The organism is Zafaria sp. Z1313 (assembly GCF_050563205.1).
GTDB lineage: Bacteria > Actinomycetota > Actinomycetes > Actinomycetales > Micrococcaceae > JAZDCJ01.
Map to the genome: position 1 here is coordinate 314938 of NZ_JBNWUK010000001.1, position 23525 is coordinate 338462.

Annotated in this window: 19 protein-coding genes, 1 tRNA gene and 1 riboswitch; of the genes, 17 read left to right on the forward strand and 3 right to left on the reverse strand. The window is 71.2% G+C overall.

Annotated features, from left to right (window positions below):
* Positions 1 to 19: 19 nt before the first annotated feature.
* A complete protein-coding gene (locus ACQ3I4_RS01410) occupies positions 20 to 664 on the reverse strand; it encodes a VOC family protein (protein WP_329859882.1) in 645 nt (214 codons plus the stop codon).
* Positions 665 to 812: 148 nt separating this feature from the next.
* Positions 813 to 930: riboswitch (SAM riboswitch) on the forward strand.
* Positions 931 to 995: 65 nt separating this feature from the next.
* Between ACQ3I4_RS01410 and ACQ3I4_RS01415 the strand changes: the two genes are divergently transcribed.
* Positions 996 to 2345, forward strand: a complete 1350-nt coding sequence (locus tag ACQ3I4_RS01415) for a bifunctional o-acetylhomoserine/o-acetylserine sulfhydrylase (protein ID WP_329859883.1) — start codon at positions 996 to 998, stop codon at positions 2343 to 2345.
* A gap of 29 nt (positions 2346 to 2374) precedes the next feature.
* The gene (metX, locus tag ACQ3I4_RS01420) at positions 2375 to 3538 is read left to right on the forward strand and encodes a homoserine O-acetyltransferase MetX (RefSeq protein WP_430632792.1); all 1164 of its coding nucleotides are present in this window, start codon (positions 2375 to 2377) and stop codon (positions 3536 to 3538) included.
* 62 nt (positions 3539 to 3600) lie between these two features.
* On the opposite strand, the gene ACQ3I4_RS01425 is transcribed toward metX, so the two are convergent.
* Positions 3601 to 4476, reverse strand: a complete 876-nt coding sequence (locus ACQ3I4_RS01425) for an SGNH/GDSL hydrolase family protein (RefSeq protein WP_329859884.1) — start codon at positions 4474 to 4476, stop codon at positions 3601 to 3603.
* Between the two features lie 98 nt (positions 4477 to 4574).
* Here ACQ3I4_RS01425 and ACQ3I4_RS01430 point away from each other — a divergent pair, with 98 nt between their 5' ends.
* The gene (locus ACQ3I4_RS01430; protein ID WP_430632662.1) at positions 4575 to 5237 is read left to right on the forward strand and encodes an alpha/beta hydrolase; all 663 of its coding nucleotides are present in this window, start codon (positions 4575 to 4577) and stop codon (positions 5235 to 5237) included.
* A 31-nt stretch (positions 5238 to 5268) separates the two neighbouring features.
* On the opposite strand, the gene ACQ3I4_RS01435 is transcribed toward ACQ3I4_RS01430, so the two are convergent.
* A complete protein-coding gene (locus tag ACQ3I4_RS01435) occupies positions 5269 to 5499 on the reverse strand; it encodes an RNA-binding S4 domain-containing protein (RefSeq protein ID WP_329859886.1) in 231 nt (76 codons plus the stop codon).
* Positions 5500 to 5646: 147 nt separating this feature from the next.
* Here ACQ3I4_RS01435 and ACQ3I4_RS01440 point away from each other — a divergent pair, with 147 nt between their 5' ends.
* The 14 genes from ACQ3I4_RS01440 to ACQ3I4_RS01505 all read left to right on the forward strand — a co-directional run bounded on the left by ACQ3I4_RS01440 (position 5647) and on the right by ACQ3I4_RS01505 (position 23468).
* Positions 5647 to 6462: a DNA/RNA non-specific endonuclease gene (locus ACQ3I4_RS01440; RefSeq protein ID WP_430632663.1), complete on the forward strand. Its 816-nt coding sequence runs from the start codon at positions 5647 to 5649 to the stop codon at positions 6460 to 6462.
* Positions 6463 to 6560: 98 nt separating this feature from the next.
* Positions 6561 to 7538 carry a DMT family transporter gene (locus tag ACQ3I4_RS01445; RefSeq protein ID WP_430632793.1) on the forward strand — a complete coding sequence of 326 codons (978 nt, stop codon included), beginning with the start codon at positions 6561 to 6563 and terminating at the stop codon, positions 7536 to 7538.
* Between the two features lie 224 nt (positions 7539 to 7762).
* Positions 7763 to 9145 (forward strand): glycine--tRNA ligase, encoded by a 1383-nt coding sequence (locus tag ACQ3I4_RS01450; RefSeq protein ID WP_329859888.1) that lies wholly within the window; start codon positions 7763 to 7765, stop codon positions 9143 to 9145.
* A gap of 2 nt (positions 9146 to 9147) precedes the next feature.
* The gene (locus ACQ3I4_RS01455) at positions 9148 to 10062 is read left to right on the forward strand and encodes a GNAT family N-acetyltransferase (RefSeq protein ID WP_430632664.1); all 915 of its coding nucleotides are present in this window, start codon (positions 9148 to 9150) and stop codon (positions 10060 to 10062) included.
* Positions 10063 to 10087: 25 nt separating this feature from the next.
* Positions 10088 to 11374, forward strand: coding sequence for a YibE/F family protein (locus tag ACQ3I4_RS01460; protein ID WP_329859892.1), 1287 nt, complete (start codon positions 10088 to 10090; stop codon positions 11372 to 11374).
* A gap of 40 nt (positions 11375 to 11414) precedes the next feature.
* The gene (gene dusB / locus ACQ3I4_RS01465; protein ID WP_430632665.1) at positions 11415 to 12596 is read left to right on the forward strand and encodes a tRNA dihydrouridine synthase DusB; all 1182 of its coding nucleotides are present in this window, start codon (positions 11415 to 11417) and stop codon (positions 12594 to 12596) included.
* Positions 12589 to 13938 carry a deoxyguanosinetriphosphate triphosphohydrolase gene (locus tag ACQ3I4_RS01470; protein ID WP_329859896.1) on the forward strand — a complete coding sequence of 450 codons (1350 nt, stop codon included), beginning with the start codon at positions 12589 to 12591 and terminating at the stop codon, positions 13936 to 13938. Before dusB ends, ACQ3I4_RS01470 begins: the two co-directional genes overlap by 8 nt.
* 96 nt (positions 13939 to 14034) lie before the next feature.
* Entirely contained in the window at positions 14035 to 14838 is an 804-nt protein-coding gene (locus ACQ3I4_RS01475; protein ID WP_430632666.1) for a siderophore-interacting protein, read from the forward strand.
* A 76-nt stretch (positions 14839 to 14914) separates the two neighbouring features.
* Positions 14915 to 16864, forward strand: a complete 1950-nt coding sequence (gene dnaG / locus ACQ3I4_RS01480; RefSeq protein ID WP_430632667.1) for a DNA primase — start codon at positions 14915 to 14917, stop codon at positions 16862 to 16864.
* Between the two features lie 64 nt (positions 16865 to 16928).
* Positions 16929 to 17001, forward strand: a tRNA-Asn gene (locus ACQ3I4_RS01485).
* A gap of 583 nt (positions 17002 to 17584) precedes the next feature.
* Positions 17585 to 18568, forward strand: coding sequence for an ABC transporter permease (locus tag ACQ3I4_RS01490; RefSeq protein WP_329859898.1), 984 nt, complete (start codon positions 17585 to 17587; stop codon positions 18566 to 18568).
* The gene (locus ACQ3I4_RS01495; RefSeq protein WP_430632668.1) at positions 18565 to 19524 is read left to right on the forward strand and encodes an ABC transporter permease; all 960 of its coding nucleotides are present in this window, start codon (positions 18565 to 18567) and stop codon (positions 19522 to 19524) included. The genes ACQ3I4_RS01490 and ACQ3I4_RS01495 overlap by 4 nt, the downstream gene beginning before the upstream one ends.
* Positions 19521 to 21761: a dipeptide ABC transporter ATP-binding protein gene (locus tag ACQ3I4_RS01500; protein WP_430632669.1), complete on the forward strand. Its 2241-nt coding sequence runs from the start codon at positions 19521 to 19523 to the stop codon at positions 21759 to 21761. The genes ACQ3I4_RS01495 and ACQ3I4_RS01500 overlap by 4 nt, the downstream gene beginning before the upstream one ends.
* A gap of 12 nt (positions 21762 to 21773) precedes the next feature.
* Entirely contained in the window at positions 21774 to 23468 is a 1695-nt protein-coding gene (locus ACQ3I4_RS01505) for an ABC transporter family substrate-binding protein (protein ID WP_329859904.1), read from the forward strand.
* The last annotated feature ends 57 nt before the right edge of the window (positions 23469 to 23525 follow it).

Here is a 23525-nt window from a genome sequence, read left to right on the forward strand (position 1 = left end):
CCGCCTTGCGGGCCGTGGGCTAGAGGGTGACCGGGCCGTTCGGCGTCTCGAAGGTCACGGACAGGATGCCGGGGGTGCCGTTCGGGGCCTGCCACTCGACGTCCACTCCCTCGAGCGGGTTCTTCTCCGGCGTGCCGAGCCACTCGCGGACGCGTTCGACGGAACCGGCGATCGCGATGCGGCTGATCCGGCCGGCCGGATCCAGCGCCTTGGAGGGGTGCAGCTCCTCGGTGCCGTCGTCCCAGCGCAGCATGTAGGGCACCTGCGGGTCGGCGATCAGGCCCTTGATGCCGATCTGCTGCCACGTGAGCTCGCGGCCGTCGGGGAACTTGCGATTGCCGGGGACCGAGGCGCGTCCGAGCCGCTCCTCGAAGGGGGCGAGGTCCTCCACCGCCACGCACCAGCCCATCCAGCCGCCGCCCATTTCCGAGCGGGCCCTCACGGCCTGCCCGAACGGGGCCTTGTCCGAGGCCGGATGGTTCAGGACCTCGACGACCTCGAGGTACTGCTTGTTCTCGAGCGGGAAGATCACGTTCCGCGTCCCGAACCGCGGATGGACACCGCCCTTGACCGATTCAAGCCCCAGCTGTTCTTCGATCCTGGCCGCCGTGGCCGCCAGACCGTCCTGTCCGCACGCATATGAAACATGGTCCAACCTCATCATGGGTTCATGATGGCACTTTGTGATGTGGGTCTCGACTTAGGCTCCCCTTGCTTGTGGCGGCCGCGGAGGCGCGTCCGCTTTCACGCCGCGTCATATTCGCGCGGCGCCGCTTGCGGCCCCGCCCGCTCCCGGGCCAGACTGGATCCCAGGTCATGAGTGCCAGCGCTAAACCCCGGTTTGCTGGCCGGCAACCCTCCACTCGCGGTGGGGTGCCCCGGGTGAGGACCGGGCCGAGCATCAATCCCGATGCCCGGCAAGCGCGGGTCACGACCCCGTCGGCAGGCACGGCCGCCGGACGGGGGAACGGCCCTTCGATGGAAGGGAAGCCACCATGTCCAACCACTGGAACTTCGAGACGCGCCAGATCCACGCCGGCCAGAGTCCGGACGCGGCCACGGGCGCCCGGGCCCTGCCGATCTACCAGACCACCTCGTTCGTCTTCCCGAGCGCCGAGAGCGCCGCGGCCCGCTTCGCGCTGGCCGAGCTCGAACCGATCTACACGCGCATCGGCAACCCCACGCAGGAGGCCGTGGAGAACCGCATCGCGGACCTCGAGGGCGGCGTCGGCGCGCTGCTCCTGTCCTCGGGGCAGGCCGCGACGACGTTCGCGATCCTGAACGTCGCGGGCGCCGGCGACCACATCGTGGCCAGCCCGAGCCTCTATGGCGGGACGCAGAACCTGCTCAAGCACACGCTCGCCCGCCTCGGCGTCGAAGTCACCTTCGTCGCCGACCCGGACGACCTGGGGCTGTGGCGCGACGCCGTCAAGCCCAACACCAAGGCCTTCTTCGGGGAAGTCGTCTCCAATCCGCGCCAGGACGTGCTGGACATCGAGGGCGTGAGCGCGGCGGCCCACGAGGCCGGCGTGCCGCTGCTCGTGGACAACACGCTGTCCACCCCGTACCTGGTCCGCCCGATCGAGTGGGGCGCCGACGTCGTCATCCACTCGGCGACCAAGTACCTCGGCGGCCACGGCACGGCGATCGCCGGCGTGATCGTGGACGCCGGCCGCTTCGACTACGCCGCGGATCCGGAGCGGTTCCCGGGCTTCAACACCCCGGACGAGTCCTACAACGGACTGGTCTTCGCCCGCGACCTCGGCGTGGACGGGATCCTCGGGGCCAACCTCGCCTACATCCTCAAGGCCCGCGTGCAGTTGCTGCGCGACCTCGGTTCCTCGGTGGCGCCCTTCAACGCCTTCCTGATCGCGCAGGGCCTCGAGACCCTGAGCCTGCGGGTCGAGCGCCACGTCGCCAACGCCCAGAAGGTCGCCGAGTGGCTCGAGGCGCGTTCCGACGTCGTGTCGGTCGCCTATGCGGGGCTGCCCTCGAGCCCGTGGTTCGAGCGCGGACGCAAGTACGGTCCGCGCGGCACGGGAGCCGTGATCGCGTTCGAACTGGCCGGCGGTGCCGCCGCGGGCCAGGCCTTCATCGACGGGCTGCAGCTGCACTCCCACGTCGCCAACATCGGCGACGTGCGCTCCCTGGCCATCCACCCGGCGTCGACCACGCACGCGCAGCTGACCGAGCAGGAACGCCGCTCGGCCGGCGTCACGCCCGGCCTGGTCCGGATCGCCGTGGGCATCGAGCACGTGGACGACATCATCGCGGACCTGGAGGGCGGCTTCGCGGCGGCCTCCGCCGCCGACGCTCCGGCCGCCGACCTCGAAGCGGTGAAGTGAGCATCGACGTCGACACCGCACGCGGCACGATCGGACGGGGCGGCCAGGCGGCCGCCCCGTCCGGCGTGCCCTCCGGCGACGGCATCCTGCGCGTGCTGCGCACGGGCGCCTTCGCCTTCGAGACCGGGGGGTTCCTGCCCGCCGTGGACCTCGCCTACGAGACGTGGGGGAGGCTCAACGCCGACGCATCGAACGCGGTCCTGCTGCAGCACGCCCTGACGGGGGACACCCACGTGGCGCGCGGGGACGGGGCGGAACCCGGGTGGTGGGACGGCTTCATCGGCCCGGGTCGGACCATCGACACGGAGCGGTACTTCGTCGTCGCCGCCAACATGGTCGGCGGCTGCTACGGCAGCACCGGGCCCTCGTCGCCCGATGCCGACGGCGTCCCCTGGGGCTCGCGCTTCCCGTTCACGACGATCCGGGACTCCGTACGGCTGGAGGCCCGGCTCGCCGACGAGCTCGGAATCGACCGCTGGCATGCCGTGGTCGGCGGTTCGATGGGTGGCGCGCGCGCCCTCGAGTGGGCGGCCGAGTTCCCGCACCGCGTCGGGCATTGCGTCGTGGTCGCCGCGACGGCGCAGGCGAGCGCCGAGCAGATCGCGTTCGCCCAGGCGCAGTCGGCGGCGATCCGGCTGGATCCCGGCTTCGCCGGCGGGGACTACTACGACGCCGGGGCCGACCCGGGCGGTACCGCCCAGGGGGCGCGGGGTCCGGTCGGCGGGCTCGGCATCGCCCGCCGGATCGCGCACGTCACCTACCGTTCCGAGCCCGAGCTCGAGTCGCGCTTCGGCCGCGCCGCGCAGCCCGGGGAGAGCCCGCTCGGTTCGGCGACGTCCGAACGCGGGCGCTACCAGGTGGAGAGCTACCTGGACCACCAGGCGGACAAGCTCGCGGCGCGCTTCGACGCCAACAGCTACCTGGTCCTGACCGAGGCGCTCATGAGCCACGACGTCGGCCGCGGCCGGGGCGGCGTGGAGGCGGCGCTCGCGCGTCTGGATTCGACCCGCTTCTTCATCGCCGCGGTGACGAGCGACCGGTTGTACTGGCCGGAGCAGTCGGAGCGCCTCGCGGCGCTCCTGCCGGGCCGTCCGCCGGTCCACGCCATCGACTCGCCGATCGGGCATGACGGCTTCCTCACGGACATCACGCAGCTCGACGCGCCGCTGCGCGCCACGGTCTTCGCCGGCTGAGCCGCGGGAGCGGCCGGGCCCCGGACCCCTCCACCCGGCGGGGCCGGGCGTGCGTCCCGCGCCTAGCCTTCCCCGTGCTGCCGCTCGGGATCGCCGGCGCCCACCGTGCCCGTCGAAAGCGGGGAGGCGAGCGGGCGCTTGGCGGTGACCCCGTCGCCGCTGGAGCGGCCGCGCAGGCGGCGCAGGACCCAGGGGGTCAAGTGGGTCCTGGCCCAGACGAGGTCCTCGCGGCGGGCCTCGCGCCAGGGCTTCGGCACCACGGGCTTGACCTGCAGGGGCTCGAGCTCGTGCGCCACGTTGAGGGTGTCCAGGAACATCGCGGCGATCGTGTGGTGGCCCAGCGCCGAGAAGTGCAGCCGGTCCTCGGCCCACATGGCCGGGTGGTGCAGCTCGCCGAGGGACCAGAGGTCGGCGACCACGGCGTCGTGCCGCGCTGCCACGGTGCGCAGGTTCTCGTTGTAGATGGCCACGCGCCCGCGCCGGGTGTTCAAGACGGGGGTCGTGCCGATGTCGGGGCCGTTGAACAGGACGACAGTGGCCCCGGTGGCCGCGAGGTCGCCGATGAGGACGTCCATCTCGGCCGCGAGCGCGTCGGGGTCGCCATTGGGCCGGATCACGTCGTTGCCGCCGGCGCAGATGCTCACGAGGTCGGGCTTGAGCTCGATCGCGGGGCCGACCTGCTCCTCGTGGATCTGCCGCAGCAGGCGCCCGCGGATCGCCAGGTTGGCGTAGGCGAAGCCCTCCACGCCGCGGCTGAGCTCCTCGGCCGCGCGGTCCGCCCAGCCCCGGCTGCCGCCGGGGGAGGATGGATCCGGGTCGCCGATGCCCTCGGTGAACGAGTCGCCCAGGGCCACGTAGCGCCGCCAGGGATGCCGTTCCACGTCACGGGCGTCGTCGCCGACCGTGTCGGACCAGGGGGAGGTCTTGTGGTTACTCACGGGTACATCCTCGCAAATCGAGGCCCTCGGCGCCATGCCGGGCCCAGGTCCGACGTATTGCTTCAAGCTTCAATGACGCGCGTGGTTCAATGGTCTCCATGAGTGCGCATGCCTGGAATCCCGTTGTCGTCTGGTCCCGCCCCGAGTCCGAGCGGGCGGGGACGCCCCTGCTCGTCATGTTCCACGGCTACCTGTCCCACGAGCGGGACCTGATCGGCCTGGCGCCGCTGCTCCCCGCCGAGTTCACGATCGCCTCGGTGCGCGCGCCCCACGCCCTCGGACCCGGCTTCACGTGGTTCCCCCTGACCCAGGACATCGACTATTCCGTCGAGAAGGTCGTCGAGGCCTGCGGGGACGTCTGGTCGTGGCTGGACGCCGTCAGGGACCAGCACAGCTCCGTGACGCTGCTGGGCTTCTCCATGGGCATGGCCGTGGCGACGTCCGTGCTGCGCCACCGCCCCGCGGACGTCGACGCGGTCGTCGGGCTGTCCGGATTCGCCGTCGACGCGGGCGGCGACGCGTTCTTCGACGACGAGGCGGCCCGCCGGCTCCGCCGACCGCTGTTCTGGGGCCGTGGCCAGGCGGACGCCGTCATCGGCGAGGACAAGATCGCCCACACCCTCGCATGGGCCAGGGACCATGCGGAGCTGAGCAAGATGCTCTACGCCGGACTGCCGCACTCGATCAACGAGGCCGAGATGGGCCACGTCTCCGAGTTCCTGCGGCACCACGTCCTGGACCGCAGCGTGGCCGAGGCGTAGCGCGATCCGGGCGCGGCGCCGCGCTCCGGGCTCAGGCCCCGGACTCGACGCGGATGCGCTCCCCGTTCGCCTCGACCTCGTCGCCCGGGCGGACCTGGCGGCCCCTGCGCGTCTCGATATCGCCGTTGACCTTGACCAGCCCGTTCTCGATGAACTCCTTGGCCTGGATCCCGTCCTCCGCGAGGGAGGCCAGCTTCAACAGCTGGCCGAGGCGGATCGACTCGTCGCGGATGGCCACGGGCAGCGGTTCGTGTGCGCTCATGGAACCATCATCCACCATGCGTCCTCCGCCCCCGGAACGCTCCCCGGCGGACCGGAGGCCGGCACCGCCGTCGTCCGCCGCGACCCCTCGCCGGATCCCCGGCGCAGGAGTAGCGTTGGACCCAGGACCGGACCCCAGGGGGAAGCCATGGACTGCAACGCGCACCGCACGGGATACGACCCCGGATTCCTCGGCCCGGCCATCGAGCCGCCGGCACGGGCGGGGGAGGGAGCCGCGGTCGCGTACGACGACGGCGAGGTCGTCCCCTACGCCCACTTCTCCCTGTCCATGCACGGGGCCAGGCGCCTGGCGCGCTGGGTCGCGTGGAACATCGACGGCGGAGGACTCATGAGGCTCAACCGCACCGGGATCCGCTTCACCAAGGACCGGCGGGTGCCCGCCGGGCACCAGGCCGGCGACGAGCTCTACTCCGCGAACCGCCTGGACCGCGGACACATCGCCCGGCGGGCCGACCTGCTGTGGGGAGGCCGCGAAGAGGCGGAGGCGGCCAATCGGGACTCCTTCTACTTCACCAACATCGCCCCGCAGCTCGACGACTTCAACCAGAGCAGCCGCCAGGGCGTCTGGGGCCGCATCGAGGACGCGCTCTTCGAGGACGTCGAGGTCCAGGGGCTGCGCGCCTCGGTCTTCGGCGGACCCGTCTTCCACGACGACGACCGCGTCTACCGCGGCGTTCCGATCCCGCGGGAGTTCTGGAAGCTCGTCGCCTTCCTCCACGACGACCACCTCACGGCACGCGCCTTCCTCCTGACGCAGAACCTCTCCGTCCTCGAGGCCCTGGAGATCGACGAGTTCCGCACGTACCAGGTCTCCGTGGCCGAGCTCGAGGACCGGACCGGGCTGCGCTTCGACGCCCCGCTGCACGACGCCGACACCCTCGCCGTGACCACCGACGACGCGCTCCGCCGGCCCCTCGACGCCCCCGCCGACATCCAGTGGTGAACGCCCGCGGGCCCCGCGGGCGCGCCGTCATGGAGGCCGTGCCCCTGGGGGCCACGCACTAGCATGGGCCGGTGAGCCAGAGCCCCGTACCCCGCCCGATGCCCGCACCCGGATCCGCCGCTGCCCGGCGTGTGCTCCCGGTCTGGGCCGGCCTCCTCCTGGCGGTCTTCGCGGGACTGCTCATGCCCCTGCAGGGGCGCGTCAACGGGGGACTGAGCACGGCGATGGACGACGGCGCCGGCGCCGCGACCGTCAGCTTCGCCACGGGCCTGATCGTCATGACCGTCCTCTCCTTCGCCCTCCCCGCCGGCCGCCGGGGGCTCGCCCAGGCGCGCGCGGCCCTCCGCGACCGCGACTTCCCCCGCTGGTACCTCCTGGCCGGCGTGCTCGGCGCCTACCTCGTCCTCGGCCAGGCGAGCGCGGTGCCGCTCATCGGCGTGGCCGTGTTCACGGTCGCCGTGGTCGCAGGCCAGACGATCAGCGGCCTGCTCGTGGACCGGATCGGCTTCGGACCCGGAGGCCGCCGCGCCGTGACGGTCCGGCGCCTGACCGCCGCGGTCGTCATGGTCCTGGCTGTCGCGTGGGCCGTGTCTCCGCGGATGACCCCGGGAAGCGACGGCGACCCGGGCCCCCTGCTTCCCGTCCTCCTGCCGTTCACGGCGGGGCTGCTCATGGGGTTCCAGCAGGCCATGAACGGGACGCAGGCCGCCCGCTACGGCACCCCGATCACCGCGACGTTGTTCAACTTCGCCGCCGGCGCCCTCGTGCTCGCCACCGCGTGGGCGGTCAAGGTCCTCGTCGGCGGCGGAACCGCCTCCTGGCCGGGCGAGTGGTGGCTCTATACGGGCGGACTGTTCGGTTGCATCTTCATCGCCATCGGCGCCGTCCTGGTCCGCTCCCTCGGCGTCCTGGTCTCCGGGCTGTGCATGATCGCCGGCCAGCTCGTCGGCTCCCTCGCCATCGACCTCGTCCTGCCCGCTCCGGGAACGATCATCGCCCCGGCCACGGTCCTCGGGACGCTCGTGACCCTCGGCGCGGTCGTCCTCGCGAGCCTTCCCGGACGGCGCCCGCGGTAGGCGCGGCCCCGGCGTCGTCCTCCGCCCCCGCGCAGACCGCGAATCCTTCCCCCCTCGCACGGACCGCGCCTCCCTCCTCCGCGCCCGGCCCGAGCCACCCGGCCCCCGCTGCCGGCGACGGATTGCGGCGGCGGCAAGGCGCCGCGCTAGGCTGTGTCGGTAGCATTTCCCACCCCCGTTGCGGACCGCAACCAGCGGCCACGTGAACCTTTGGAGTTGTATTCATGGCGCCCCAGTCCAAGCTCGACCAGGTCATCTCCCTCGCCAAGCGGCGCGGCTTCGTCTTCCAGGCGGGTGAGATCTACGGCGGATCCCGCTCCGCGTGGGACTACGGACCCCTGGGCACCGAGCTCAAGGAGAACATCAAGCGCGAGTGGTGGCAGACGTTCGTCCGCGGTCGCGAGGACATGGTGGGGCTCGACTCCTCCATCATCCTGCCCAAGCAGGTCTGGGAGGCCTCCGGACACGTCGCGACGTTCACCGACCCGCTCGTCGAGTGCACCTCGTGCCACAAGCGCCACCGCCAGGACCACCTCCTCGAGGCCTTCGAGGCCAAGAAGGGGCGCGCGCCGGAGTCCATGGCGGACATCGCCTGCCCCGATTGCGGCACCAAGGGGCAGTGGACCGAGCCCCAGCTCTTCTCCGGCCTGGTCAAGACCTACCTCGGCCCCGTGGACAACGAGGCGGGCCTGCACTTCCTGCGCCCCGAGACGGCCCAGGGCATCTTCGTGAACTTCAACAACGTCCTGACCGTGTCCCGGAAGAAGCCGCCGTTCGGCATCGGGCAGATCGGCAAGGCGTTCCGCAACGAGATCACGCCCGGCAACTTCATCTTCCGCACGCGCGAGTTCGAGCAGATGGAGATCGAGTTCTTCACCGCTCCCGAGGACGCCGACACGTGGTTCAAGGACTGGGTCGAGGAGTGCTGGACGTGGTTCCTGGACCTGGGCATCGACCCCGAGAACATGCGCCGCTTCGACGTCCCCGAGGACGAGCGCGCCCACTATTCCGCGGGGACGATCGACTTCGAGTACCGCTTCGGCTTCCAGGGCTCCGAGTGGGGCGAGCTGATGGGCGTCGCCAACCGCACCGACTACGACCTCGGCTCCCACACGAAGGGCTCCGGCACCGAGCTCAGCTTCTTCAACCAGGCCACGGGCGAGCGCTACACCCCGTACGTGATCGAGCCGTCCTTCGGCCTGACCCGGTCCATGATGGCCTTCCTCGTCGACGCCTACACCGAGGACGAGGCCCCGAACGCCAAGGGCGGCGTGGACAAGCGCACCGTCCTGAAGCTCGATCCGCGCCTGGCCCCGGTCAAGGCCGCCGTCCTGCCGCTGAGCCGCAACGAGGAGCTCTCGCCGAAGGCGCGCGACCTCGCCGCCGAGCTGCGCCGGCACTGGAACATCGATTTCGACGACGCCGGCGCGATCGGCCGGCGGTACCGCCGGCAGGACGAGATCGGGACGCCGTTCTGCATCACGGTGGACTTCGACACGCTCGAGGACCAGGCCGTCACCATCCGCGAGCGCGACACGATGGCGCAGGAGCGCGTGGCCCTGGACCAGGTCCGGAGCTACCTGGCGGCGCGTCTGCTGGGAGCGTGAGCATGGCCGAGCTGAGCTACCGTCCCTGGACCGACGGCGACGACCTGGCCCTGCTGCAGGTGTGGGGGGACCCCGCCACACCGCAGGCCCATCTGGACCGCACGATGCTGCGGCCCGCGAGCGGGGATCCCTGGGCCCGGACGCTCGTGGCCGAGGACCAGGGCGTCCCGGTCGCCGCGGCGACGCTCTTCGAATCCTCGCTCCACCCGGACCGGCTGTGGCTCTACGCGGAGGTCGCGCGCGAGAACCGCCGCGCGGGCGTGGGCACCGAGCTGCTGCGGCGCCTGCGCGAGGAGGTCCCGCCGTCGGGCACCACCGCGGTCCGCGCCCGGTACACCGTGGAAGGGGCCGACGGCGAGGCCGCCGCCGCCTTCGCCGCGTCGCTCGGGCTGCACCCGATCCAGCGCTCGCGCGACGTCGTCGTCGAACCGGGCGGCCTGCCCCTGCCCGTCTTCGAGGAGGACGGGCTCACGCTCGAGGAATCGGCGACCGGTTCGGTCGAGCTGACCCAGCTCGTCGCCGACTTCTACAACGCCGTCCACGGCTGGGACCGTTCCGAGATGACGCTTGGCCGGGCGCAGACCATGCTCCTCGGCGACCCGACCGGCGCCAAGGGAGCCGTGGTGCTGCGCGACCGTCCGCGGGAGCAGGGCGGGAAGATCCTGGCCTTCGCCGTCAGCTACGAGCCGGACCGCCTCGACGCCCCGGCGGACGTCCTCCTGGGCTGGGATCCCTCGCTCGCCGAGCCGGCAGCCCGCGAGGCGCTCTCCGGCCTGCTCGCGATGCTCGCGCACCAGTACCCGGTCAAGCTCGAGGTCGACGACGCGATGCAGCCCCTCGACGACCTCGTCGACGCGCTCATCGCGGCCGGGCAGGCGACCGTCGTCACGACGACGCACATCGTCTCCGACCAGTAGCCGCACGCGAGCCGGAGGAACCCGCATGGGACACAGCCACGGCCACGAGGGCCCCGTTCTGAGCGATCCGCTGCGCCGACGCCGCGCGACGGTCATCCTGGCGGCCATCCTGCTGCCGCTGGCCGTGCTCACCGGCATCGGGGCGGTGGCCCTCTGGCCGGGGCCGGCGGCCGACCGCGTCTCGCTCGGAGACCCCTACTCCACGGCAGCGGGCGTCGTCTTCGCCTCGGGAACCGTGCAGCGCACGGTGACCGAGGAGTGCCCGTCCTCGGGGGCCACGGCGGACGCCGGCGGGACGGCGCAGCTTTGCGAGGTCTCCTACGTGCTGCCGTCGGCGGGCGGCAGCGCCGTCCCCGTGGAGGTCCCGCCGGAGATCGTCGCCTCGACGGGCGTGCAGGCCGGGGACAAGATCCGGTACCTCGACCTGCGCGGCGCCGTGACCGGCTCGGCCGCGCCCTACGTGTTCGTGGACTTCGTGCGGACCGTGCCCATCCTGCTGCTCGCCGTCGTCTACGCGGCCGTCGTCTGCCTCGTCGCGCGGTGGCGCGGCTTCCGCGCGCTCCTCGGGCTCGTCGGCGCCTACGGCGTCTTGTCCGTGTTCATGCTGCCGGCGCTCGTCGAGGGGAAGCCGCCGCTGCTCGTGGGCCTCGTGGGCTCCTCCATGATCATGATCGCGGTGCTCTACTTCGCCCACGGCTTCACGGCCCGCACCACGACGGCCCTGCTCGGGACGATCTTCGGGCTCATGGTGACCACGGTCCTCGCGGCCTGGGCGACGGGCGCCGCGCACCTGACCGGGGTCGGCGACGACGCCTCCTACACGCTCGTCAACCAGGTCCCGCAGCTGAGCCTGTCCGGCGTCATCCTCTGCGGCCTCCTCGTGGCCGGGCTCGGCGTGCTCAACGACGTCACCATCACGCAGTCCTCCGCCGTGTGGGAGCTCGCCGAGGCCTCGCCGGACCGCAGCGCCGGGGAGCTGTTCGCGTCCGCCATGCGGATCGGCCGCGACCACATCGCCTCCACGGTCTACACGATCGCCTTCGCCTACGCGGGGGCCGCGCTGCCGGTGCTGATCCTCCTGAGCCTCTACGACCGGGCCCTGTTGGACACGTTCACGAGCGGCGAGCTGGCGGAGGAGGTGATCCGGACGCTCGTCGGGTCGATCGGCCTGGTCCTGGCCATCCCCGTGACGACGGGCATCGCCGTCCTCGTCGTCAAGGCCGTCGGCCCGGGGAGGGGCCGCGGGCCCGGTGCCGCGGGCGCCGCGGGTGGCGGCGCATCCGGTGATCCCCTCGCGAGCCGGGCCGGCTGACGGGCGCCGCCGATTTGCCCCCTCTTGACATAATGGACGGGTGACTGCCACTACCGCCGCCCCGAGCACCACGAAGCTGGAACTGCCGCCCCTGAAGCTGGGCCGGCTGACCATCGACGTGCCCGTGGTCCTGGCGCCCATGGCCGGCATCACCAACCGCGCCTTCCGGCGGCTCTGCCGCGAATACGGCGGCGGACTGTACGTCGCCGAGATGGTGACCTCCCGCGCGCTCGTGGAGCGCAACGAGATGTCGATGCGCATCATCTCCCACGACGCCGACGAGGACGTGCGCTCCGTGCAGCTCTACGGGGTGGACCCGAAGACCGTCGGCGCGGCCGTGCGCCTCCTGGTCGAGGAGGACCGGGCCGACCACATCGACCTGAACTTCGGCTGCCCCGTCCCCAAGGTGACGCGCCGCGGCGGGGGATCGGCCCTGCCCTGGAAGACGGAGCTGTTCACGGCGATCGTGCAGACGGCCGCCCGGGAGGCCGCCCGCGGGGACGTCCCCCTGACCATCAAGATGCGCAAGGGCATCGACGACGACCACTTGACGTTCATCGAGGCGGGCCGGATCGCCCGCGACGCCGGCGTCGCCGCCGTCGCCCTGCACGGGCGCACGGCGAGCCAGTACTACTCCGGGCAGGCCGACTGGAACGCCATCGCGGAGCTGCGCAACGCGCTGCCCGACATCCCCGTGCTCGGCAACGGGGACATCTGGAGCGCCGAGGACGCGGTCGCCATGGTCGAGCAGACGGGTGTGGACGGGGTCGTGATCGGCCGCGGATGCCAGGGGCGGCCGTGGCTTTTCGGCGACCTGCAGGCGGCGTTCGAGGGATCCGGGCGCCGCTTCAGGCCGGGGCTGAAGGAGGTCGCCGACAGCTTCTACCGCCATGCCCAGCTGCTCGTGGAGTACTTCGAGGACGAGGGCAAGGCCCTGCGCGACATCCGCAAGCACGTCGCCTGGTACTTCAAGGGCTACCAGGTCGGCGGGGAGCTGCGGGCCTCCCTCGCCACGGTGCCGGACCTCGCGACGCTGCGCGCGCTCCTGGCCGAGCTCGACGCCGGGGCCCCCTACCCGGGGCCGGACGCCGAGGGCCCGCGGGGCCGCGCCGGATCACCCAAGCGGACCACGCTGCCCGACGGGTGGCTCGACAGCCGCGAGCTGAGCGCCGCGCACCGGGCCATGATCTCCGCCGCCGAGCTGGACGTCTCGGGTGGCTGAGCGCCGGACCGCCGCCTGGCCGGCCGGTACCGCGGGACGTCCCGTGCCCGGATACAGCGCATACGACGAGGAGCGCTGGGTCCCCGAACCACCCAAGAAGTCCTACCGGACGAGTTTCGAACGGGACCGCGCGCGCGTGCTCCACTCCTCGGCCCTGCGCCGGCTCGGGGCGAAGACACAGGTCGTCGCCCCCTACTCGGACGACTTCGTCCGGACGCGCCTGACGCACTCGCTCGAGGTCGCGCAGGTCGGGCGCGAGCTCGGCGCCACGCTGGGCTGCGATCCCGACGTCGTGGACACGGCGTGCCTCGCCCACGACCTCGGGCATCCGCCGTTCGGCCACAACGGGGAGAAGGCGCTGGACCGCCTCGCCGCCCACATCGGCGGCTTCGAGGGCAACGCCCAGACGCTGCGCCTGCTGACCCGTCTCGAGACCAAGGCCTTCCGCCCCGGGGGCGGCTCGGCCGGCCTGAACCTGACGCGGGCGACGCTGGACGCCGCCTGCAAGTACCCGTGGGCCCGGCCCGAGGCCCCGTTGAAGGCGGACGGGACGCCGACGCGGAAGTTCGGGGTCTACCAGGACGACCTCCCGGTCTTCGAGTGGCTCCGTTCCGGGAACGACGACGGTGCCTCCGGGGCGCGCCCGGAACCGCAGCAGAAGTGCGTCGAGGCCCAGGTCATGGACCTCGCCGACGACATCTCCTACTCCGTGCACGACGTCGAGGACGCGATCGTCGCCGGCCGGTTCCAGTTGCGCTGGATCCGCAACGCCGACCAGCGCGGGAGGGTCATCGAGTACACGCGGCGCTGGTACCTGCCCGGGATGGACGACGCGACGATCGACGCCGCGTTGCGGCGCCTCGAGGCGACCGACGAGTGGGTTCCGCACGCGGACGGCTCCCGTCGCTCGATGGCGGCGCTGAAGGACATGACGAGCCAGTTCATCGGGCGGTTCTGCCAGTCTGCGCTTGACGCGACGGCCGCGGAGTTCGGCAGCGAGCCGCTCACGCGCTTCAACGGCCGGCTCATCGTGCCGGAGGAGACGGAGCACGAGATCGCCGCGATGAAGGGCCTCGCGACCGCGTACGTCATGACGAGCGAGGAACGCCAGCCCATCTACCAGCGGCAGCAGGAGGTCCTCGGGGACCTCGTGGGACTGCTGGAGGAGACGGGGGAGCGGTACCTCGAGCCGATGTTCGCGGCGGATTGGCGGGAGGCCGAGGACGACGCGGGCCGGCTGCGCGCCGTGGTCGACCAGGTGGCGTCCCTGACCGACGGCTCCGCGATCGAGTGGCACGCGACCCTCGTCCAGGGGCATTCGTTCGGGGCGGAGCTCTTCTGAACCGTGCGGAGCGACGCGTGGCGCGTTAGGTAAGCCTAACCAACGTGATAGCGTGGTGCGCGACGGCCATCGGCCCCGAGCATCCAGGAGCGTTCCATGTCCGAGCAGTCCACTGCCCCACGGCGACTGGCCCGCGGCTTCGAGGGGGCGGTCCTCAAGCTGCTCCGGGCCGACGACCACGAGATCCGCCTCACGGCACGGCGGCCGCTGCCGGGGCGCATGCTCCGCCTCTCGTTCGCCTCACCGACCCTCTTCGGGGCCGCTCCGCCCTTCCCGTCCTTCTGGATCCGCATCTGGTTCCCGGATCCCGCCGCACCGGGCAGGGCCCACCAGCGTGCCTATACCGTCCTCAACGCCGACCCGGAGGCGGGCACGTTCGACGTCGACTTCCTGGTCCATGAGCCCGCCGGGCCCGCCTCGGGCTGGGCGGGGACCGCGGAACCCGGCGAGGTGCTCGCCGCGACCGTCTACGGATCCAAGGAGTACCCCACCGGGCCGGGCCGCCGCCATGTCCTGCTCGCGGACCTCGCCTCACTGCCGGCGGCGCGCGACGTCGCCGCGGCGCTGGCCGCCGACGGCGCCGAGGCCCGCGTCCACATCGTCCTGCTGCCGGCCGAGGATTGGCGCGGCGCGCCGGACGGCCGCCCCGAGACCGACGGCATGGAGCGCGCCGACGTGGCCTGGACGATCGATCGCGGGACCGGTGACGAGCTGGCGGCCGCCGCCGGGCCGGACCTGGCCTGGGCGGACGCCGTCTGGATCGCGGGGGAGTCCGGCCGGATCAGGACGCTGCGCCGGGCCGTGAAGGAGAACACGTCGCTCGGGCGCAAGGACGTCCACGCGCTGGCCTACTGGGCCTCGGGCCGGGCCATGGGCAGGTCCTCCTCCGAGGCCGGCTGAGGGCCGGGCGGGTCCGCCGGGACGGGTGCCGGGCGCCGGGTCCAAAGCGTCGCCTTCCGCCAGTAAGCTGGAGGGCATGGCGGGGCTGATCAAACGCGAGGACATCGACGAGGTCCGCTCTCGCACCGACATCAAGGAAGTCGTCGAGGGGTACGTGACGCTGCGCTCGGCGGGCGTCGGATCCTTCAAGGGCCTGTGCCCCTTCCACGATGAACGGAGCCCCAGCTTCCACGTCCGGCCGCAGGTCGGGTCGTTCCACTGCTTCGGGTGCGGCGAGAGCGGCGACGTCATCTCCTTCATCCAGAAGATGGACCACACGGGATTCTCGGAGACCGTCGAGCGGCTCGCGGCCCGCATCGGCTACGAGCTGCGCTACGAGGACGGAGGCACCGGCCCGAGCCGGCAGGAGGTCGGCCGCCGCCAGCGGCTCATCGACGCCCACAAGGTGGCCGAGGAGTTCTTCCGCGCCCAGTTGGGAACGCCCGGCGCCGAGACCGGCCGGGCCTTCCTTACCGAGCGCGGCTTCGACCGCGCCGCGTGCGAGCACTTCGGCGTCGGCTACGCGCCCCAGGGCTGGGACGCGCTCCTGAAGCACCTGCGCAACAAGGGCTTCCACGACGAGGAGCTCAAGCTCACCGGCATGTTCTCGGAGGGCCAGCGGGGCATCTACGACCGCTTCCGCGGCCGCCTCACGTGGCCGATCCGCGACCTCACGGGGGCGACGATCGGCTTCGGCGCCCGTAAGCTGTACGAGGACGACCAGGGCCCCAAGTACCTCAATACCCCCGAGACCCAGTTGTACAAGAAGTCCCAGGTCCTCTACGGCGTGGACCTCGCCAAGCGCGAGATCACGCGGAACCGGCAGATCATCGTCGTCGAGGGGTACACCGACGTCATGGCCTGCCACCTCTCCGGGGTCGGGACGGCCGTGGCGACGTGCGGTACCGCGTTCGGAGCGGACCACATCAAGATCGCCCGGCGGCTCCTGCAGGACGACGGGACCGGGGGCGAGGTGGTCTTCACCTTCGACGGCGACGCGGCGGGTCAGAAGGCCGCGCTGCGCGCCTTCGAGGAGGACCAGCGGTTCATCGCCCAGACCTACGTGGCCGTCGAACCGAGCGGCGCCGATCCCTGCGAGCTGCGCCAGCAGCGCGGGCCGGAGGCCGTCCGGGAACTCATCGCGTCGAAGCGCCCGCTGTTCGAGTTCGCGATCAAGGTCGGCCTGAAGAAGTTCGACCTGGACACGGTCGAGGGCCGCGTCCAGGCGCTGCGCACCTCCGCCCCCATCATCGCCGCCATCCGCGACTCCGCGATGCGCCCCGCCTATGCGCGCGAGCTCGCCGGCTGGCTCGGCATGGACATGGACGACGTCCACCGCGCGGTCTCGGCCGCGGCCAAGCGGGCCCGCGAGGCTCCGCCGGCCGGGACGGAGCGCGGACGGCGGCAGGGTGCCGCGGACCGCGAGGGCCGGGACGCGGCGCGCCCGGGCGCGGAGCAGGGGAGGGGGTACGACGGCGGGGCCGGCGCCCCGTCGTCGTACTCCCCGCCGGCGCACCAGCAGCCCGACGTGAACGATCCCGTGACGCGGATGGAGCGGGAGTCGCTCGAGGTGGTCCTGCAGCAGCCCGCGATGCTGACGCCCGAGCAGTGGCAGGCGTTCTACGAGGCGCGCTTCCTGGCGCCGGCCCACGCCGCGGTCCACGCGGCCGTTCGGGCCGCCGGCGCGTCCGGCGCGACGCCGTCACGCTGGGTCGAGGCGATCCGGCAGGAGGTGCCGGAACCGTTGCGGCCGCTCGTGTCGGAGATGGCCGTGATGCCGTTGCCGGCGAACTCGACGGAGGCGCTCGCGCGGTACTGCCGGGACATCATGAACCGCCTGTTCGAGCTGCAGATCACCCACCAGAAGGCGGAGCGGATCGGACAGCTCCAGCGCATGGATCCCGCCGCGGACCCGGAGGGCTTCCAGCGGATCAACCGGGAGCTCATGGAGCTCGAGATCCGGCGGCGCGCCCTGCGCGGGGACTGAGCCAGGGGGAGGCCCGTGATTTAGCGTCGGCGGCGCGGCTCTTGTATAGTCTTATCCGTTGCCTTCCCCCGTAGCTCAATTGGCAGAGCATTCGACTGTTAATCGAAGGGTTACTGGTTCGAGTCCAGTCGGGGGAGCTCTCCGCGAAGTCCCAGCAGGCCCAGGCCGCTGGGACTTTCGTCGTTAACCCGTGGGGTTCCAACGCCGCCGCCGGCACGCCGGCCCCGGCGGCGCGCCCGGATATCAAATCGTTATTTCAGGACTTTTCGCCCTCCAGCGAGGCCGCTCTGCCCGCGCCGATCGTTTCCGAAACGTAACCTTCACGTCGAGGGTGGCGGCGCCTGGTCGCCGCGCGCCGCTGCCCGATGCGCGCCACGGCGCGGCCAGATGTGACCCGCGTCACGGGGCGGGGCATTGTAGGGGCATCCACGCCAGGCTTCAATGACCCCTTCGGTGGACCCGGCCACCCGTCCTGCTCGACGATTCCACGTTCCGCGGGCGTGATTCCGTGGAGGCGGCGCAAGGGCGACGCGGAGTGTGCCTAGAATGACTGGAATCCCCGACGATCAACACGATCTGTCGAGTGGTTCCTGGCGGATTTCCGCCTGATTGACGTGGCGTGTGAGGAGCGTGGTCCGTGGTTCTGTCGACGGCTGGGGGAGGTCCAGGGCGGGTACGGCCGCCCCGGTCCGGGAGGGGGCCCGCGGGGCGGGGTGCGCCATGCTGAAGTACCTGGGCCGCCGGGCGGCGACCTACGTGGTCATGATCTTCCTGACCACGTCCGCCACCTACTTCCTGGCCGTGAGCACCATGAAGCCGGCGCTGTTGGAACAGGAACGGATCCCCCGCCCCACGCCCGAACAGGTCGAACGCTCCTTCAAGGGCCTCGGGCTGGACCCGACCGCCTCGCCCTGGGAACGCTACGTCGACTGGCTCTCGGGCGTGCTCTTCCGGTGGGACTGGGGCCGCAGCCCCAACAGCGCCTTCGTCAACGAGCAGTTCGGGGACCGCGTCTGGGTCTCGACCCGCCTCTTCCTCGCCGCGATCATCCTGACGCTCGTGATCGGCGTCGTCCTCGGCGTCGTCTCCGCGGCGCGGCAGTACAAGATCTCCGACCGTCTCATCACCGGCTACAGCTACTTCGTCTACATCCTCCCGGCCCCGATCGGCTACTTCCTGATCCAGCTCGGGGCCATCCAGATCAACGCCATGGCGGGCGAGCGGATCTTCTTCGTCACGGGCATCGCCACCCCGGGGGTCGAGCCGGGCTGGGAGGCCTTCTGGGACATGGCCGCCCACTACGCCGTGCCGACGTTCGCCATCACGGTCATGGGCTGGCAGGCCTACCAGATCGCGCAGCGCCAGTACCTCCTCGACAACGTCAACGCCGACTTCGTGCGCACCGCGCGGGCCAAGGGGCTGACCCGCAACCAGGCGATCAGCCGGCACGCGCTGCGCGTCTCCTTCATCCCCGTCGCCCAGTCGATCGCCTTCACCATCCCGGCCATCTTCACGGGAGGCTTCTTCGCGGAGGCCATCTTCGCCTGGCCGGGCATCGGGCTGTGGGGCATCCAGGCGATCTCCATGGCCGACGTGAACGGCACCGTGGCCACCGTCGCCTACGCCTCGCTGATCTTCGCCATCGGCGCCATCCTGGCCGACTTCGCCACGACGCTCGTCGATCCGAGAGTGAGGGTCTCATGACCACGTGGGGAACCCCGGACCCCCGGGACATCGGCACCCGGGAGCCGGACGCGGAGCCGACGCTCGAGCACGGCGTCGTCAAGAGCAAGAACGCCATCATCCTCCGCCGCTTCCTGCGCAACCGGACGGCCGTCCTCGGTCTGTGCATGTTCGGCTTCCTGTGCGTCTTCGCCGCCTTCGGCGGACTCCTGAGCCCGTGGGACAGCCGGACCATCGATCCGCTCGCGGTTTCGCAGGGGCCGTCGGCCGAGCACTGGTTCGGGACGTCGCAAAGCGGGCGGGACCTCTACATGCAGATGGTGGACGGCGTCCGGACCTCGATCGTCATCGGACTGATCGTCGGTCTCGGATCGGCCCTGCTGGCGGCGGTCTACGGCTGCACGATGGCCTACTTCGGCGGCCGGGTCGAGAAGTACATGCTGCTGTTCCTGGAGACGCTGATCATGGTCCCGACGATCCTCATCGTGGCCATCGCCACGAGCGGCGGCGGCGGGCTCAAGGAGAACGTCCCCGGGTGGATCCTGCTCACCGCGGTCCTGTTGCTCTTCGGCTGGATGGGCGCCGCCCGACTCATCCGCTCGCTCGGGCTGTCCCTCATGACGCGGGAGTTCATTAAGGCGGCCCAGTTCATGGGGGTCCACCCCTTCAAGATCGTCTGGCGCCATCTGGTCCCGAACATCGGTTCCCTTCTGGTCCTCGAGGTCACCAAGGGCATCTCCCTGGCCGTGCTGGCCGAGATCTCCTTCTCCTTCGTGGGAATCGGCGTCAAGGACCCGGACATCAGCCTCGGCGTCCTCATCGCCCAGGCCTCCTCCCAGGTCAGCTCCTTCCCGTGGATGTTCTGGTTCCCGCTCGCGGCGATGTTCTTCCTCACGGGAGCGCTGGCCATGATGAACGACGGCCTGCGGGACGCGTTCGACCCGCACTCGACGTCCGTCGGAAAGGCCAAGCCATGAAGCAGCGACCCCTAGGTGACACTCCGGCCGCGGGCGCGGGTGCCCGGCCCGCCCCGGGAACGGGAGCGGCCGGCACCCTCGCGCAGGGCCCCGCCCCCGTGCTGAGCGTCCGGGACCTCAACGTCCGCTTCAACACGGAGAACGGCGTGATCCACGCGGTCCGGGGCATCGACCTGGACCTGCACCCCGGCAAGACCCTCGGGGTCGTCGGCGAGTCCGGATCCGGAAAGTCCGTGACGTCGATGGCCGTCATGGGGCTGCTGCCCGAGACCGCGCGGATCACGGGCTCCATCAGCTACCGGGGAACCGAGCTGCTCGGCCTGGGCGACAAGGAGATGTGCCGGTACCGCGGCAAGGAGGTGGCCATGGTCTTCCAGGACCCGCTCTCCTCCCTGACCCCCGTCTTCACGGTCGGGGACCAGATCATGGAGGCGCTCACGGTCCACCACCCCCGGATGAGCCGGCAGGCCAAGGCCGCCCGCGCCGTCGAGCTCCTCGCCCTCGTGGGCATTCCGAGCCCGAGGGAGCGCATGAAGGCGTTCCCGCACGAGTTCTCCGGCGGCATGCGCCAGCGGGTGATGATCGCCATCGCCATCGCCAACGATCCGCAGGTCATCATCGCCGACGAATGCACGACGGCGCTCGACGTGACCATCCAGGCGCAGGTGCTCGAGGTGCTCAAGGCCGCCCAGGAGGAGACCGGCGCCGCCGTCATGATGATCACCCACGACCTCGGCGTCGTGGCCGGCATGGCCGACGACATCGTCGTCATGTATGCCGGACGGGCCGTCGAGAACGGGACGGTCGAGGACATCTACTACGGCCCGCGCATGCCCTACACGCTCGGCCTGCTGGCGGCCGTGCCCCGCGTGGACCAGACCACGTCCGAGTCGCTCGTGCCCATCCACGGCACGCCGCCCAACCTCGTCGACCCGCCGCCCGGGTGCGCGTTCGCCCCGCGCTGCCCGCTCGCCTCCGAGGAATGCACCCGCTCCGACGTGGCGCTCGTACCGGTCGACGGAAGCCCGGGCCACAGCGCGGCCTGCCTCAAGACCGACCTCGTCAGGGACAACCCGGACGCCCACCAGGTCTTCTCGGCGCCCGAGATCCCGGGATCGCTGCTCGCCGACGTCCCCCGGGCCGAGCGGCGCACGGTCCTGGAGCTGCGCGACGTCAAGAAGCACTTCCCGCTCATGAAGGGCGCGCTCGTGAAGCGCCGGATCGGTACCGTCAAGGCCGTCGACGGGCTCAGCTTCGACATCCGGGAGGGGGAGTGCTTCTCGATCGTCGGCGAATCCGGCTGCGGCAAGACCACCACGCTGCTCGAGATCATGGAGTTCAAGAAGGCGACGGACGGGCAGATCCGGATCAACGGCGTCGGAAACGGCGAGGCGAGCCGGAACGAGGTCCGCACCGGGGTCCGCAAGGACCTCCAGATGGTCTTCCAGGACCCCACCGGGGCGCTGGACCCGCGGTTCACGGTCTACGAGATCCTGGCCGAGCCGCTCGAGAACCAATGCGTGGCCAAGCCCGAGATCCGGCGCCGCATCCTCGAGCTGATGCGGACCGTGGGCCTCCAACCGGACCACGTCAACCGCTTCCCGAACCAGTTCTCGGGAGGACAACGGCAGCGGATCGGCATCGCGCGGGCGCTCGCGACCAACCCCCGGCTCGTGGTCCTCGACGAGCCCGTGTCCGCCCTCGACGTCTCCGTCCAGGCGGGCGTGGTCAACCTCCTCGACCAGCTGCGGGCCGAGCGCGGCCTCAGCTACCTCATGGTGGCCCACGACCTCTCCGTCGTCCGGCACATCTCGGACCGCGTCGCCGTGATGTACCTGGGCCGGATCGTGGAGATCGGGGAGGTCGACGAGGTCTTCGAACGCCCCCGGCACCCCTACACGCGGGCCCTCCTCTCGGCGATCCCCATCCCCGATCCCCGGGTGGAGCGCGCGCGGCGCCGGATCATCCTCGACGGCGACCTGCCCACGCCGCTCGACGCGCCCCGGGGGTGCAACTTCGCCTCGCGGTGCCCCATCTTCGCGGGCCTCCCGCCGGAACGCCGGCAGAAGTGCCTCGACGAGGTGCCCGAGCTGCAAGCGGTGGCCGCCGACCACGGCCACGCCTGCTTCTACCCCGACGACCGCCTGGACGACGCCGTCGTCGTCCAGGGACATTCCGCGGGCCACGTCAGCGCCGCGGCGACAAGCCTCGACCGGACCACGGGACAGGACCACTGAGAAAGGTATGCCATGAACAACCACATCAAGGTAGGCGCGGCGCTGTCCGCCGCCCTGCTGCTGACCGCATGCGCGGGCGGCGGCAACGGAAGCGGCGGCCCGGCCTCGGCCGCGGCCGGCGTCTCGGGCGACGACCTCGCCCAGCTCGTGGACATCAACGAGCAGCCCCGCGAGGCGCTCGCCGACGGCGGGACCCTGACCCTCCCGGTCGGCAACGTCGGGCCGAACTTCAACCGTCACACCAACGCCGGCAATTCCGCCGACAACGCGTTCCTGCTCTCGCCCATGAACCAGGCCGGCTGCTGGACCGGGGACGCCGTGGGCACGCCCCAGCTCAAGGAGGACTTCTGCACGGAGTTCGAGAGCGATGTCGTGGACGGGGTCCAGACCATCACCATCAAGATCAACGAGCAGGCCGCCTGGAACGACGGCACGCCCATCGAGGCGGACTCCTTCATCAACACGTGGAAGCAGCTCGACGGCTCCATCGAGGACAACGACATCGTCAGCCCGGGCAGCTACGAGTACATCGAGTCCGTCGAGCAGGGCGAGACCGCCAAGGACGTCACCGTGGTCATGAAGACGCCGACGTTCCCCGTCGACGCCCTGTTCTACCGTCTCGTCCACCCCGACGTGAACACGCCCGAGGTCTTCAATGACGGGTTCGTCGGCGAACCGCATCCCGAGTGGCGCGCGGGCCCCTACACGCTGGACCAGTACGACAGCGCCGCGCAGACGATCTCCTACAAGAAGAACGACGCCTGGTGGGGCGAACCCGGCAAGCTGGACACGATCGTGTTCCGCCAAATGGAGGACTCGGCGACCATCGCGGCCTTCAAGAACGGCGAGATCGACGCGACCGCGGCCAACACGCTCAACCGCTACCAGCAACTCGACGGAACCCCCGACGCGGACGTCCGCCGCGGCCAGCGGCTCTTCGCCGGCGGCATGAACATCAACGCCCAGGCCGACGTCGTCAGCGACGTCGCCGTCCGCGAGGCGATCTTCACGGCTGTGGACCGCAAGGCGCTCGCCGCCGTGCGCTACAGCGGACTGAACTGGGAGGAGGAGACGCCGGGATCGATGATGCTCCTGCCGGTCTCGCCGCACTACCAGGACAACTACCCCGTCGAGGAGCCGGGCGCCGAGGCGGCCAAGCAGGTGCTCGTGGACGCCGGGTACGAGGAGGGCGCGGACGGCGTCATGGCCAAGGACGGGGAGAAGGTGGCGTTCTCGATCACCAACTTCGGCGACGACCCGACGACCCTGGCGCTCGTCCAGACGCTCCAGGACCAGCTGAACAAGGCCGGGATGGAGGTCTCGATCGACCAGCGCGGTTCCTCGGACTTCGGCAAGGTCATGGGCGAGCGGACGTTCCAGATGACGATCTCCGGATACACGGTCGGCTCCGATCCGACGAACACGGTCAAGCAGTTCTACGACACCAAGGTCTCGGCCAACGGCGTCGGCGACGAGGAACTGGACCGCCGGATCGCGGAGGTCCCGCAGATCGAGGACGACACCGAGCGCATCAAGGCCGCGATGGACATCGAGAAGGAGCACATGGCCAAGTACTACTCCATGGGCATCGCGTTCAACGGGCCGCTGATCACCTTCGCCAAGCAGAAGCTGGCGAACTACGGCTCGCCGCTCTTCAAGGGCAGCGAGGACCTGGACTGGACGCTCGTGGGCTGGGAGTCCGAGTAGGCCGGGACCGGGGCGGGGGGGGGGGGAAGTGGGGGGGGGGAATCGGGCGGCGAGGAG